The organism is Exiguobacterium sp. SH3S1, assembly GCF_004337105.1.
GTDB lineage: Bacteria > Bacillota > Bacilli > Exiguobacteriales > Exiguobacteriaceae > Exiguobacterium > Exiguobacterium aurantiacum_A.
On the sequence record NZ_SJUW01000012.1, the window covers coordinates 33,500 to 48,353 of the forward strand.

General features: G+C 53.2%; 8 protein-coding genes. 6 read left to right on the forward strand and 2 right to left on the reverse strand.

All coding sequences use genetic code 11. The features are described 5' to 3' along the window. The first annotated feature begins 100 nt into the window (after positions 1-100). Positions 101-3,154 (forward strand): efflux RND transporter permease subunit, encoded by a 3,054-nt coding sequence (locus tag EVJ26_RS12140; RefSeq protein ID WP_370454201.1) that lies wholly within the window; start codon positions 101-103, stop codon positions 3,152-3,154. A gap of 135 nt (positions 3,155-3,289) precedes the next feature. After that, positions 3,290-3,700 carry a hypothetical protein gene (locus EVJ26_RS12145; RefSeq protein WP_131458106.1) on the forward strand — a complete coding sequence of 137 codons (411 nt, stop codon included), beginning with the start codon at positions 3,290-3,292 and terminating at the stop codon, positions 3,698-3,700. A gap of 24 nt (positions 3,701-3,724) precedes the next feature. On the opposite strand, the gene EVJ26_RS12150 is transcribed toward EVJ26_RS12145, so the two are convergent. Both EVJ26_RS12150 and EVJ26_RS12155 read right to left on the reverse strand, forming a co-directional pair. Continuing rightward, entirely contained in the window at positions 3,725-4,078 is a 354-nt protein-coding gene (locus EVJ26_RS12150; RefSeq protein ID WP_070327849.1) for a hypothetical protein, read from the reverse strand. Between the two features lie 55 nt (positions 4,079-4,133). Beyond that, on the reverse strand, positions 4,134-4,514 hold the full coding sequence (locus EVJ26_RS12155) for a truncated hemoglobin (RefSeq protein ID WP_131458105.1): 381 nt from the start codon (positions 4,512-4,514) through the stop codon (positions 4,134-4,136). Positions 4,515-4,670: 156 nt separating this feature from the next. Between EVJ26_RS12155 and addB the strand changes: the two genes are divergently transcribed. The 4 genes from addB (at position 4,671) to EVJ26_RS12175 (ending at position 14,729) form a co-directional block, all read left to right on the forward strand. Beyond that, on the forward strand, positions 4,671-8,111 hold the full coding sequence (gene addB, locus EVJ26_RS12160) for a helicase-exonuclease AddAB subunit AddB (protein WP_131470593.1): 3,441 nt from the start codon (positions 4,671-4,673) through the stop codon (positions 8,109-8,111). After that, positions 8,095-11,697 carry a helicase-exonuclease AddAB subunit AddA gene (addA, locus tag EVJ26_RS12165; RefSeq protein ID WP_131468806.1) on the forward strand — a complete coding sequence of 1,201 codons (3,603 nt, stop codon included), beginning with the start codon at positions 8,095-8,097 and terminating at the stop codon, positions 11,695-11,697. The genes addB and addA overlap by 17 nt, the downstream gene beginning before the upstream one ends. 114 nt (positions 11,698-11,811) lie before the next feature. Next, positions 11,812-12,174, forward strand: a complete 363-nt coding sequence (locus tag EVJ26_RS12170; protein WP_070327845.1) for a response regulator — start codon at positions 11,812-11,814, stop codon at positions 12,172-12,174. Next, positions 12,171-14,729 (forward strand): sensor histidine kinase, encoded by a 2,559-nt coding sequence (locus tag EVJ26_RS12175; protein WP_131458102.1) that lies wholly within the window; start codon positions 12,171-12,173, stop codon positions 14,727-14,729. Before EVJ26_RS12170 ends, EVJ26_RS12175 begins: the two co-directional genes overlap by 4 nt. The last annotated feature ends 125 nt before the right edge of the window (positions 14,730-14,854 follow it).

Genomic DNA, 14,854 nt, shown 5'->3' on the forward strand with positions numbered 1-14,854 from the left:
ATTGAAAACCGATTCAAACCCCTCTATGATAAAGAAGAATAGTTCATATGTGTATTTGCACATTATCCGAAAGCGAGGGGTCAATATGTTTTTTCAGAAAATGATTGAGCGAGGAAAATTGATGATTGTATTTTTACTCGTTGCAATCGTCGTAGGGGTACTCACGTTTTTCCAGCTCCCGAAACGTGAAATCCCAGAGACTAGCGTCAATATCATTCTCATTCAGACCCCATATCCAGGGGCGACCGCTGAGACGGTCGAACGGAACGTCACGAACATCCTTGAAACCGAGTTAAGAGGGCTTGAAGGGGTGGAGAACGTATCGTCGCTGTCGGCGTCGGAGTTCTCGAATATCACCGTCGAGTATGAAGACGGATTTGATCAAGGCGAGCTACAAGCGAACGTGAGGCAGGCGATCTCAGACGCGGCGCCTCGGTTACCTGACAACGCCTTAGCACCGACGGTCAACGATTCGATCGGTCAGCTTCCGGTCGCTTCCTATTTGTTGACGTCGAGCGACCGCGAGTCGCTTGAAGCGGTTCGAGAACAGGTCGAACGGCTAGAAGACCGTTTGTTACGAACAGATGGTGTGACCGGGTTCACGATCAAAGGGCTCCCGGAAACAGAATTCGTCGTCTCACTTGATTCCGAAGCGCTTGGGGAACGCCAACTCGCATTCCCAGACGTCTTGACGGCAATCAACGAAGAATATAAGACGACACCGCTCGGTCGCCAATCGACGGACGACGGTATTTATCAATTGGCGATCGATAACTTGACGAACGTCAATGACATGGATCAAGTCATCGTCGGTTCTGTCGACGGCGATCCCGTCCGCCTTGCCGATGTCGGTACGGTCGAAGAGACGACAAAAGCAGTCACCGACCTCGTCTCACTCGACGGCGAACCGGCAATCTCGCTCACGGTGACAATCGAGCCAGGTCAAGACATCCCGACGCTGCAACAACGCGTCGATGAAGTCGTCGCTTCTGAAGTGGGAGACTTAGACGGAGTCGAACTCGTTACTTATTACGATCAAGCGAAAGCGGTCGATGCGATCTTCTCGTCACTTACGAAAGAATTCATCATCGCCATGATCGCAGTTATCGTCGTCACGACGATTGGGTTGACGTTCACAGGGTCACTCATCGTCAGCTTGGCGATTCCGTTGTCCTTCTTGATCGCACTCATCCCGCTACGCTTCACGGGAGTCGATTTGAACCAAATCTCGATCATCGGGGCGATCATCGCGCTCGGTATTCTCGTCGATGACGCGATCGTCGTCAACGACAACATTTTGCGTCGCTACCGGAAAGGCGATACAGCCATGGTCGGTGCCGTTCGCGGAACGAAAGAAGTATGGGGATCGATCGTCACGTCGACGCTCGCCGTCGTCTTCGCGTTCTTACCGCTGACACTCTTGTCAGGCGCGAACGGGAACTTTATCCGAGCGTTACCGACAGTACTCGCCTTGTCGGTGCTCGCATCGATGGTCATCAGTTTGACGCTCGTGCCGATCGCACAGTATTGGTTGAACCGGAAGAAAGTGAAAGTGTCGAAGCGGGAGCCAGGATGGCTCGGCGGACCGCTCAACCGTCTCAGTAATTTTTATGCGGATCGGTTGCTCCCGGTCGTCGCCAAACGGCCGTGGACGTTCGGGTTGGTCGGATTTGTCATCACGACGGCACTATACGGGCTGATTCTGTTGACACCGTTCGAGTTCTTCCCGGCTGCGAACCGGCCAGAAGTCGTGACGAGCGTCACGTTCCCGGTTCAAACTGACTTAGAGGAAACAGAACGTCGCCTCCAACAGATCGAAGCCGAATTCCAACAGATTGACGGTGTTACCGAGACCGCCATTTTTGCTGGCGGTGGGCTTCCAAGCTTGTTCACCGGTGGACTCAATCAGTCGGGTGACAATGCAGGACAAGTCGTCGTCCGAGTCGACAACGAACAAATCGATGCGATTCAGTTGATTGATGAGTACACGTCGCAAATACGTGAAAACTATCCGGACGCTGAAATCTTCTTAGATACGCAGCAGCAGGGACCACCAACGTCTGCCCCGGTAGAATTCACAATGCGCGGTGAAACGATCGAAGAACTTGTCGCGGCACGCGATACGGTCAAGGCAGACCTCGAAGACATCGATGGCGCGCTCGTGCTCGATAACATTAAAGAACCGTTCCAGACACTCACGTACGAATTGAACCGCGAAGCGATGGCTGCCTCTGGAGTGACCGCGAAAGCAATTAGCGATCAGATCCGGTTAGTCACGGACGGCATCCCGATTGGTACGTTCGACGATGGTGTCGAACAACGCGATGTGAAAATCGTCGTCGATGCGGCCGCAAACCGCGAGGCGCTCGCCCTTGACGAGATTCTTATCCCGGTCGACACGGAAGCCGGTCCGCCGGTCGCACCGCTCAGTACGTTCGTCACCGAAACGACGACTGAACAGATCCAACAGATTCCGCGTGAGAACGGGGAGCGGATCGTCACGCTTCAAATCTATTCGACTGAAGGGATGGACGAAGATGCGTTCAAACAAGACGTTGAACAGATTCTCGATGACGCAAAATCAGACTTGACGAACGATGGCATCTCGTTCGAACAGTCGGGAGCGAGCGATACGCAAAATGAGTTCTTCGTTGAACTCGCGACGTTGTTCATCGTCGTCTTGTTCTTGATTTTCTTAATCATCGCATTCCAGTTCAATTCACTTTCATTACCGCTTCTCGTCTTGTTCACGATTTACTTGGCGATTGCCGGTGCGGTCGTCGGGCTGTTCATCACGCAGACGCCGTTTAGCTTCATGGCATCGATGGGGATGGTCTCACTTGCCGGAATCGTCGTTCGAAACGCGGTCGTCTTGTTCGAATTCATCGAGCAAGGGATTCGTAGTGGAATGTCGGTCACGACGGCGGTATACGAGGCGGGACGTGCTCGGATCCGTCCGATTCTCCTGACGGCGTTGACGGCGGTCGTCGCGTTACTGCCGGTCGCGTTCGGTGAAGACCCGCTCTTCAAACCGCTCGCCATCTGTATCGTGTCGGGAATTCTGTTCTCGACCGTACTGACACTCGTCCTTGTTCCGGCCTATTACTTGATCTTGGCGAAACGTCGCCATCGGGATAAACCGTTCACGGATTGATCAGCAAACGAATCGGCGCCCGGTCCAAATTAGGACCGGGCGCCTGTTTGTTTGTCTCGTCAAGACTGATGTTTTCGTCAGATGTTGTATGGGTATAATATGAAGAGATACTTCAGCATATTGGAGGGAATATAGATGAACGATTCATACACTTGGTTAAATCGTCGTAAGATTCGTCCGGCCTATAGCGCGACCGGTGCCCGCACATGGACGAGCGAACGTGTCGTCCGGCCGGATGCCGCTCGTGGAAAGACGGTAACAGACGTCAAGCGGGTTCGCCGGCCTTACACGGATGAACATGGAAACCGCCGCTATACGACAGGACGTGTCGTCGTGACGGACGCGGCCCGCAAAGCACGGGCGAACGGTCACGGTGAGACGGCCGTTCAACTCGAATTGTCGGTTCCGACACCGTACGAACGTGTCAAAAAGATGCTTCCGACGAAGAAAATCCTCGTGCCTGCGATGGCTGGGATCGCCGTCGCCGGAGGAATCGCCGGAGTGATTTACGCGCTTCGCAAGAAAAAACGAAACAAGAAACAATAAAAAAATCGCCCGCGGGCGATTTTTTTATTTGAGTCGATCGGCAAGGATCCGCTTGAGCTGTTTCTCGCCGAGTTTCTGCATCTCTGCTTCGTTCTCTTCATCGTAGGCATCATCTGTGAAACGCCCGACAAATTCGACTTTCCCGTTTCCAAGTTCACGGAACACGAGGTTTTTACGGTCGTGATAAAAGACGACACGATATTCCCGTCCGTTCTTTTGTGTATAGTTGAACACACCTTTGATGTGGTCCATGTTCTTTTCTTCGGGTAAAGCTTCTTCCTCATCCTCTTCAAGGACTTCGGCGAGGACTGCCGTAGGTTCTACTTCTTCCGTTTCCTCTTTAGCTGAAACGGCCTCTTTTTTCTCTTCTTCTGTCATGAAAACCGACCTCCTTTGCTTACTTTCCTATCATACCCGCTTTTTTAAATGATGACTACTCAAAATGGTGCGAGCAGACGCGGATGACGTTTGACGACGACATGATCAGACGTTGAAACAACTGTCGCTTGATCGCTTCCGGTGCCTCGACCGTCTTGAGCGCTTGTTCCATGCACCCGAGCCAATGACCGGCATGTGTTTCTGAGATCGGGTGATCGCGGTGGATCATCGCCAGGTTGCCGCCGCCGTGGCGTTCTGTATACAGTTTTGGTCCCCCGAGCAGTTGCGTCAGAAATTCGAACTGATGTTGTTTTACCCGGTCTTTGTCGTCTGGAAACAGTGGCAACAGTACGGGATCAGCGTAAACGAGTTCGTAAAAAGCGTCGACGAGCTGCTGGACGCCGCGTTCGCCTCCGAATTGTTCATATGCACTCATAGTATTCCCCCTCATACGTTCAGTCTAATCGATTTTCGAAGGAATGGGATACGAGAAGGCTGTGTTTTTTTCTTGCAAGGTAGCCGGCAGGTTTCCCTCTACAAACAGCAAGCGATACGTCATAATAAAAGAAAAAGGGAAGGGGTGTTCGCCTAAATGACGGTCACTTTTCATGTCGGACGGTCGGGTAGCGGTAAGAGCGAGCGGATGATCAATCAAGTCATTCAAGAGCTGAAGCGCGATCCGAGCGGCCCGACCATCTATATGCTTGTCCCAGACCAAATGTCGTTTGAAATGGAACGGAAGATGGCGATGACAGACGGTTTAAACGGATCGACGCGGATTCAAGTGCTGTCGATGCGCCGTCTCGCATTCTTGATCATGCGCGATCACGGTGTCGCGACCGAGCAGTTTTTAGACCAGACAGGGACCCATCTTTTGTTACGGCGTGTCGTCGAGATGAACGAGGAACGGCTGACGCTGTTCCGGCGCACGATGAACCAGTACGGGTTTTACGAAGAACTGAACGAGTTGATCACGATGTTGAAACGCGGCCTCGTCGAGCCGGAGCAGTTGCTTCGCCTGAGCGAGAAAGACCAACATCGGGCCTTGAAACTACAAGACCTGTCCATCCTCTATGAGGGCTTTTTGACGATGACGGCCGGCAAAACGCTTCACGCCGAAGACTACTTCAAAGTGATGTTGCAGTTGTTACCGGAAGTCGATTTAACAGGGACTCACTTTTATGTGGACGGGTTCAACGAGTTTTCGGAACAAGAGCTCGCGGTGCTCGTCGCTTTAGCCGAGCAGGCGCCGCTGGACGTCTTGTTGACTGTCGACCCGGACTCGCTCTATCGCCCGAACCCGTTGTTCGGACCGACACAGCGGACGCTGATGCGCTTTAAAGAGCTGCTCTCAGAACGTCAACTTTCATCGACGGATGAACTGTATCATGGGGTGCATCGCTTTAAACATCCGAGTCTCGCTTATCTCGAGGCGACGTTCGGTCAAGTGACGGCAGCGCCGTATACGCGGCCGGATAACCAAGTCGCCTTGAATGCGGCCGTCGACCGGACCGTGGAAGTGGCGGCCGCTGTACGCGAGGTCACACGACTCGTCCGCGAAGACGGTTACCGCTTCCGAGACATCGTGTTCATCTCAAGGTCACTTGAAGAATATGGAGATTTGGCGTCACAAGCGCTTCAAAAAATGAACTTGCCGTTCTTCCTGGATGAACGGCAGCCGATGCTTGATCATCCGGTCGTCGAGTTGTTGAAGGCGACGATCGAAGTCGCGCTCCGCGGCTACCGGGAAGAAGCTTTATTCCGCGCGTTGAAGACTGAGCTGATCTTGCTCGACCGAGAACATCGGCGTACGTCTGTCGATCGGCTCGAGGCGTTCGTGATTGAGCGGGGCATCAAACATTATCACTGGCATGACGAGTGGCAATTAAAACGCCGGGCCGAAGATGAGGCCAAGTTGACGGGGGAAGAACTCGATATAGAGACGGCACTCAACACCTATCGTCAAACCGTCATCGAAACGTTCGATCCACTCCTCGCCGACTTGAAAGCGGCCAAGACGATGCAGGCTTACACGCACGCTATTTACGCTTTTCTAGAACGAATCGACGTCTCGTCATGCCTTGCCCATTGGCGCGAAGAAGCGCTTGAGGCATCACGCCTGATTGAAGCAAGAGAACATACACAAGTATGGGACGCCGTCCTCCATCTTCTCGAGCAACTCGAGGCGGCTGCGCCGGAAGAGACGCTCTCGACGGAACTGTTCCTGCAAATGATGGACACCGGCCTCGATAGCCTCCGCTATGCACTCGTCCCGCCGTCACTCGATCAATTGACGGTGACCGATTACGTGCGGGGGCGTTTGATTGATAAAAAAATCGTCTTTTTACTCGGTGCCAACGAAGATCAAATCCCACTCGTCGCGACGCAATCGAAACTGTTGACGGACCACGATATGGACTTCATGCATGAGAACGGTGTCCGGGCGGGGAAAGCGACCGAGCACTTGTTCGACGATGAGACGTACTACTTGTATAAAGCATTGACGGCGCCAAGTGACCGGTTGTACGTCAGTTACGCGCTCGTCGACCGGAGCGGGAAAGCGATTCAACCGGCGAGTTTCATCGCTGACGTCAAGGCGAGACTCGGTAACGGCAAGGCCGTCAAGACCCACTTCGCAGAAGCGGGAGAGCATCGCCCGACAGATCAGCTCGCCTTCATCACGAACGTGAATCAGACAGCGGCCGTGACGGCGCTCGAGTTGCAGCGGCTCAGTCGTCACTACCCGATTCAAGAGACGTGGTTCACGGTGTACAACGAACTGTTGAAGCACCCGGAAGGACGCGAGCGAATCCGACTGTTGACGAGCGCGCTGTTTTATCAAAACGTTCCCGAGCCGTTACCGGATTCGGTCGCGAAGTCCCTTTATACGAACTCGATTCGGGCGAGTGTGTCCCGCCTCGAGACGTTCCAAGCCTGCCCGTTCCGTCATTTTGCGAACTACGGCTTGCGTCTGAAAGAACGGCGGCTCTATCGGCTCGAGGCACCGGACATCGGTAACTTGTACCATCGGACGATCGAGCATATGTCTCAAACCGTCAAGATGGACGGGAAAGAATGGCGTGACGTGTCGCCCGACCAATGCGCCTCACTCGCGGAGTTGGCTGTCGAACTCGTCACACCGGAGATTCAAAATGCGATTTTGATGAGTTCGAACCGCTACGGTTACTTGAAGAAAAAGCTGACGGACGTCGTCAGTAAGACGGCCGAAGTATTGATCGAGCAGTCGAAACGTGACGGGTTCGATCCCGTCGCGTTCGAACTCGCGTTCGGGAGCGGCAACTTCCCGCCGGTGTCGTTCACGCTCAGCAACGGGGCGACGTGTGAACTTGTCGGCCGGATCGATCGGGTCGATACGGCACAAGTGCATGATCAGCTGTACGTCCGCATCGTCGATTACAAGTCGAGCAAACGGGAGATCGACTTCGCTGAGATTTATTATGGTTTGGCGATGCAGATGCTCATCTATTTGAAAGTGTTGATCGAGCAGGCAGATGCTTGGGCGAAAGGTTCCGTGGCACCTGCAGCCGCGCTTTATTTCCACGTCCACCGACCGCTCGTCACGCCGGCCGAGACAGATGCCGAAACCGAGCGGAAAGTGCTCGAGTCGTATCAGATGCAAGGGTTGCTCGTCGACGATCCAGCCATCCTTGAGGTGATGGACAAGACGGCGAGAGGGGATCAGAAAAAGTCGATCGTCATTCCGGTCAAATATAAGAAAGACGGGACGCTCGATGCGAACACGACGAAAAAAGTCGTCTCACCTCCTCAGCTCGAGCAGTTGATGGACCATGCGCTCGACCTTGCCGAGACGAGTGTGGAGGCGATGTATGATGGGAAAATCGGTGTCGAGCCTTATGAATATAAAGAGCGGCGTCCGTGCCAGACGTGTCCGTATCAAAGTGTCTGTCATTTTGACGAGGCGCTCGCCAACGAGCCCCGTCAGCTGAAAAAGTTAGATAAAGAAGAAGTTTTGTTTAAATTAGGAGGTGACGCCGATGAAGTGGACGAGTGATCAACAAGCAGCCATCGACGCACGGGGGTCTCATGTACTCGTCTCGGCGGCAGCCGGTTCAGGGAAGACGGCCGTGCTCGTCGAACGGCTCGCCAGCCGTTTGCTCGATGAAGCGGACGAGTTGACGGCGGACCGTATGCTCGTCGTGACGTTCACGAACGCCGCAGCGGCCGAGATGAAACGACGGATCGCCAAAGCGCTCGATCAGGCGCTGCGGGAACATCCGGAAAACGACTATATACGAAAACAACGGCAAATGCTGAACCGGGCGCTCATCACGACGATTCATTCATTCTGTTTAGAAGTCATTCGTGAGAATTACTACTTGCTCGACCTCGATCCGGCCTTCAAGATCGCCGAGGAGCGGGACTTGGTGCTCTTGCAAGACGATGTGCTCGAAGACGTGCTCGAGGCAGAGTATGGCAAACAAGACAATGCCTTCTTCGCGCTCGTCGATGCCTATACGTCTGACCGTGGTGACAGTGAAATCGAAGAGCTGATCCTAGGTTTGTATCAATACGCGCGAACCCTTCCGGATCCGGAAGCGTATTTAGATGATCTGGTCTCCCTTTATCAGTTTGAAGGCGACCCTGACGAGGAACGGTTGCTCGTCGAGTTCGGGCAGTTGCTCTGGGTCGATATTGAAAAGGCACTTCGTCAACTCCGGCGTGTAGCGATCGAACTCCGGCTTGCCGGTTACGAGGCGCAATCGGAAAATGTGTCCAAAGCGATTTTCCCGTTCCAAAACATCGACGAAGACACGCTCAAATGGAGCGAACTCGAGACGGCGTCCCGAGCGGTTAAATTCGGGACGATGAAATCGGTCCAGAAAAAAGACGAGCATCACATCTATCACACGGTGTTGAAGCCGGCCTATGACCAAGCGAAAAAACGGCTTGTCGATGCGGTCGGTCAAGCGAGTGTCAGCGGAGCTGATCATTTAGACGTCTTGCTGTCACAGCGCCCGCTCGTCGAGACGCTCGTACGCACCGTCCGAACGTTCGGGGCCGCTTACGAGCAAGCCAAGCGGGACCGCGCCTTCGTCGACTTCAGTGATCTCGAGCATTACGCGCTCGCCATACTACGGGACGGGGACGCCCCGTCCTCGGTCGCGTCGCTCTACAAACAGCGATTCGCCGAAGTGTTGGTCGATGAGTATCAAGATACGAACGAGATCCAAGAGACGATCATCGGCCTCGTCAGCAATGAGAGTGAACAGCTCGGCAACTTGTTCATGGTCGGGGACATCAAGCAATCGATCTACCGGTTCCGGCACGCCGAGCCGAGATTGTTCATCGAGAAAGCGACGCGGTTCAAACAAGCCGGGTCGGGGCAACGGATCGACTTGTCTCAAAACTTTAGAAGTCGCTCCGAAGTGCTGCACGGAATCAATGACCTATTCATTCAGTTGATGGACGAAGAAGTGAGTGAGATCGAGTACGACGAGGCGGCACGTCTCGTACCGGGTCGGGCGTATGAAGAGCTCGAGGCAAGTCCTGAACTTTTGATCGTCAACGGAGAAAGCCGGGACTTGTCGAAACAGGAGCTTGAAGGCCGTGCCATCGCCACACGTATATTAGAGCTCGTCTCTGGGGATGAGCCGTTCAAAGTGACGGACGAGGCGACCGGATTGCTTCGTTCCTGTGAGTACCGGGACATCGTCATCTTGGTCCGTTCGAAAAAAGAGCGGGTCGAGCAGCTGATGGATATTTTGACACAGTATAATATCCCGGCTTATACCGATTCGGACGGCGGCTATTTCCAAGCGACGGAAATTCGAATGATGTTGTCGCTCTTGAAGTTGATCGACAACCCGCTCCAAGACATCCCGCTCGCCGGGGCGCTCCGGTCACCGATGTTTGGTTTCACCGATCAAGAGCTGGCCAAGATTCGCTTAGAGTCGGAAGCGTCGTTTTTCGATGCACTCAAGGCGAAAGCAGACGATGACGACGAGCTTGGATTGAAATGTGGAGACGTGCTCGATCAGTTGTCGGAATGGCGTACGTTCGCCCGCAACCACAGCTTGTCGGAGTTGATTCAGCAAGTGTTCAACGACACCGGGTTTTATGATTTTGCCGGCGGACTGCCGGGCGGGAAAGGGCGTCAAGAGAACTTGAAGGCGCTCTATGACCGGGCCCTCTCCTATGAACGGAGCGGCTACCGTGGGTTGTATCGCTTCTTGCGGGTCATGGACCGTCTCCAAGATAACGGCGAAGATCTATCGGAAGCACGTTCACTCGGAGAAGAAGAGAACGTCGTCCGCATCATGACGGTCCATAAATCGAAGGGGCTCGAGTTTCCGGTGACGATCGTCGCCCAACTCGGCAAACAGTTCAATAAACGTGATCAAATGCAACGTGTCATCTTCCATAAACGATACGGCATCTCCCTCGATGCGATCGATGTCGTCACACGGACGAGAACCGAGACGTTCGTGAAAGAGATGATCCGTCGGGATCTCGATGCGACGATGAAAGCCGAAGAGATGCGCGTCTTGTACGTCGCGCTGACCCGGGCGAAAGAGAAATTGATCTTAGTCGGTACGGTCGCAGAACCGGTTAAACAGATCAACCAATGGCTGCAGGTCGAAGCGACGGGTGAGACGTTATCCGCTGACGCACGACGCGAGGCGAAGACGTATCTGGACTGGGTCGCGCCGGCGCTCCTCAAACTAGAAGGCGCCGTACCGTTCATCGAGGAGATGGGCTTACCGGTCTTTTCGCCGATACGGGAAGCGACGAACTGGACGTATCGCATCATCGGACAAGACGATTTGGCGGAAGTGGCCACACTCCAAGCGATGATGGCCCAGCTTCATCATGTGCAACAGTTCGAGGCGATTGATTTTCCGGTCAAAGACGAAGAAGCGACGATTCAAGTCGTCAATCGAGCCTTTTCGTACAGTTATCCGGCCCAAGCCGCGACCGAGACGGCAGCGAAACAGACCGTGACGGAATTGAAACGAGCGATGCAACTCGAGCAAGCGGCGTTCGAAGACACGTTCCGCCCGAGCGATATCCCGTATCGGGAGCCGAAATGGAAGCAGACGAAGCAGACAGGTGCCGAGCGCGGGACGACGCTCCATCTCATTTTCCAATTGTTTGAGCCGACTGAACCGCTCGACATACAAATCGACCGATGGGAAAATAATGGGATGCTCGGTCCGATCGAGGCGGAGACGGCACGGCTGGCGCTGCCTGAAATCGAGTCGTTCTTCAACTCGGAGATCGGTCGGGCGCTGTCTGAAGCGCTACAAGCCGGACGAGGATGGCGCGAGCTGCCGTTCACGTATACGGTGCCCGCGGAGCGAGTGAATCCGACGGCGACGTTCACGGACGAGCACGTGTTGATTCAAGGGATCATCGATTGCCTGTTCTTCGATGGTGAGACGTACGTCCTACTCGACTATAAATCGGACTCGGTCTTGTTCACGAGTGCATCGCGAGAAGAGGCAAGACAGTTGCTTCGTGACCGCTACACTGTTCAGCTGTCGCTCTATCGCGAAGCGATCGAGTCGATTTGGAATATCCAAGTCGGGACGACGGTCATTTATTCTTTGGAATTGCAGGAAACTGTTGTACTATAATGTAGACGATATGATTGTAAAGGTGTACGGTTATAAACCGTGCATCTTTTATTTTTGTGATTACAAAATAGATTAGGTAAAATAATGAAATGAGATAATAATGGAGGAAACGTCATGGTGAAAATTCTACTAGCAGAAGATGAAGAAGTATTGCGCATGCTCGTATTAGATACGTTAGAAGACGAAGGATATGACATTGATGAAGCGCCAGACGGTCTTGAAGCCTATCGGCTGATCGAACAGAACGAGTACGACCTCGTGATTGTCGACCATATGATGCCAGGAATGACAGGTCTTGAAGTCATTGAGAAAGTGAGGAAGTTGCCGGGACGTCAACATACGAAAGTGATGATGTTGACGGCGAAGAGCCAACAATCTGACCGTGATTGCGCGAATGAGATTGGGGTCGATTATTTCATTTCGAAGCCGTTTAGTCCGCTTGAACTTGTGAAGATCATAGGAGGCATCGTTAAGTGAATAAATGGTTTAAACAAAAACTCGGACGTGACATCACGACCGTCCTGTATTCGTTCCTCGCGCTCGCGCTCGTCGGATCGATGATCATGTACGTGCAGATGGAAACCCGGGTCAGAGAGAACGAAGCCCGTCTCCAACAAGTCGATGAACGAATCAACCGATTGAATACGTTTTGGGACGAATGGCAGAGCGCGCAGTATGACTCACGAGGCTACTTGCTGTTTGGTGATGTGGAAGCGCTCGAGCGAGCCCAAAGTAAAGAAAATGAGTTCCAACAAGAAATCAACTGGTTCAAGGCCGCTGTCGAATCAAAACAAGGTGAGATTTTCGCAGCCGATTTACAAGCCTTTCACGATTTTTACTTCAATGTGATCATGCCGGTCACGGCGGAATATGGTCAACTGCGAGCGTCCGGGGAAATCACCGAGAGCACGATTGATCCTGAAACCATATTGACGTTGCCGACAGCCGAACGATTGATTGAGCAAGGCGTCGTACCGTACGATCCGGAACGCGGTATCGATACGCTCGCTCCGATCCAACAGATCGAATCGTCACTCATGGACTACAAGGCGTTGATGAACAGTGAGAAAAACAGAGTGTACGCCGACTGGAAAGTGAACAATGATGTTTTACAGTTCTTATGGATTGCGAGTATCTTCTCGTTCGCGGCGTTGATTTTACTATTCGTCCAACCGTTCTTGCGTCGTCAAACCCGTCTGATCTCTCGCCTGTCGGTCGCATCTGACCGCTTACTGAAAGGTGAGATCGTCGACTTGAGCGATCAAATGGAGCGCGAAGACGAGATCGGGACGATGTCCCGTTCGTTCAACAAGATGGCGGAGACGCTCCGTGAAAATGAACGTCACTTGATTGAGAAGAACCATGAGTTGCAGGCACAACAAGAAGAATTGATCGCCCAGCAAGAAGAGCTGCAAGCGCAGCAACAAGAGCTTGAAGAGATCTTGGAACAGACGCAACAGAACGAACAGCACTTGGCGTACCGAAACGAATTGACCGAGACGCTCGCGGCTCGCGATTCGTTGACGGCTTACCCGGAAATCATCGAGAAACTTGTCGCCATCACCGACTCAGAAGTCGGGGCGCTCGTCTTCCTCGATGCGACAGGCTCGTTCTCTATCACGAGCCACGGGCTGAACGAGACGTTGTCGCGTAAATTGCTCGATAGCGAGAACTCCGTGTTGACGCGGGCGATGACGTTGCGGACGACAGTCCATTCGTCGAAACAAGTCGCAAGCGACCATCCGCTGCCGTATCCGTACTACATGTACGAGACGGCCGTACCGGTCCACGACCCGACGGATGATTCAATCATCGCCTTCATCTATCTCGTCCGTTACAAAGACCGCTTCACGCAGACGCAAATGGGCGATATCATGTCGTTCGCACGTCAGCTGTCATTGTCGTTGCTTCGGATGCGTCTATTTGAAGAGATGACCCGTGAAAAAGGCAAGACCGAACGGATTCTCGATTCAATCCGTGAAGCTGTCATTTACGTCGAACATTCGACCGATGACGTGTTCGTCAACCGACCGCTTTACGAGATGTTCCCAGAGCTCGATGCGATCACATCGCGTCAGCTCGCAGAACTGTCTTGGAACGAGTGGCGGGAGACGATCGCGACGACGGTCGACCAAGACGATGACTTCATGACGTATACAGACCGTCTGTTCACAGACGACTTCCCGCACGACAGTGTCAGCTTCTCGATCCGTAAAGGGGAGATGAACTTACAGATGTATGCCGAGCGGATCGTCGTCGGCGGATTGTCGAAAGGGACGCTGCTCGTCTTCCGTGATATTACGAGTGAGACCGAGGCTGAGCGCTTGAAGAGCGAGTTCATCTCGACGATCTCGCATGAGTTGCGGACACCGTTGTCTTCGATTTATGGGTTCACCGAGCTCATGGTCAAGAAACAGTTGCCGAACGAGAAACAGGCGAAATATTTGCAGACAATCCACGCTGAGACGGAGCGGTTGACGCATCTCGTCAACGACTTCCTCGACGTACAGCGCATGGAATCAGGTAGCCAAATGTATGACCGGGAACAGCTCGATATCGAGCCGGTCATCCATGACATGATGACGTTCTACGAAGCGTCGTCATTGAAACACCAGTTCGAGCTTGTCACGGTCGACGACCGACCGTACGAACTGTTCGCAGACTGTCAGAAGTTCAAACAGCTGATGAGCAACTTGCTCTCGAACGCCGTGAAGTACTCACCGCGTGGCGGGAAGATCACGGTCGAGCTCGCCCATCACGACCAATCGATCTCGATTAAAGTGAAGGATCAAGGGATCGGCATTCCGAGCGACGCCCTCGATCGTCTGTTCGATAAGTTCTATCGGGTCGACAACTCAGATAGTCGTGAAATCGGCGGCACGGGACTGGGTCTCCCGATCTGCCAAGAAATCGTGCGCGGTCACGCCGGTCAGATCCATGTCGAGTCCGTCCAACATAAAGGCTCGACGTTCACCGTTGTGATTCCGAGCTTCGAACACGCTATTCGGGAAGAAGAACAAACGACGGCTTGATCAAAACAAGAGGAGGAGACGTGCCGTTCAATCGTGACCGGCACGTCTTTTTTTGTGGTGTAAATGCGGGCTTGACCGAAAAGTGGCTTGTTCGTGTACAATAGTAGTTGTACATAATCAAAAGG

Excerpts from the sequence above, each read along its gene's own strand:
- EVJ26_RS12140 (WP_370454201.1), top strand. The coding sequence starts at position 101 with ATGATTGAGCGAGGAAAATTGATGATTGTATTTTTACTCGTTGCAATC.
- EVJ26_RS12145 (WP_131458106.1), top strand. The coding sequence starts at position 3,290 with ATGAACGATTCATACACTTGGTTAAATCGTCGTAAGATTCGTCCGGCC.
- EVJ26_RS12150 (WP_070327849.1), bottom strand. The coding sequence starts at position 4,078 with ATGACAGAAGAAGAGAAAAAAGAGGCCGTTTCAGCTAAAGAGGAAACG.
- EVJ26_RS12155 (WP_131458105.1), bottom strand. The coding sequence starts at position 4,514 with ATGAGTGCATATGAACAATTCGGAGGCGAACGCGGCGTCCAGCAGCTC.
- addB (WP_131470593.1), top strand. The coding sequence starts at position 4,671 with ATGACGGTCACTTTTCATGTCGGACGGTCGGGTAGCGGTAAGAGCGAG.
- addA (WP_131468806.1), top strand. The coding sequence starts at position 8,095 with ATGAAGTGGACGAGTGATCAACAAGCAGCCATCGACGCACGGGGGTCT.
- EVJ26_RS12170 (WP_070327845.1), top strand. The coding sequence starts at position 11,812 with ATGGTGAAAATTCTACTAGCAGAAGATGAAGAAGTATTGCGCATGCTC.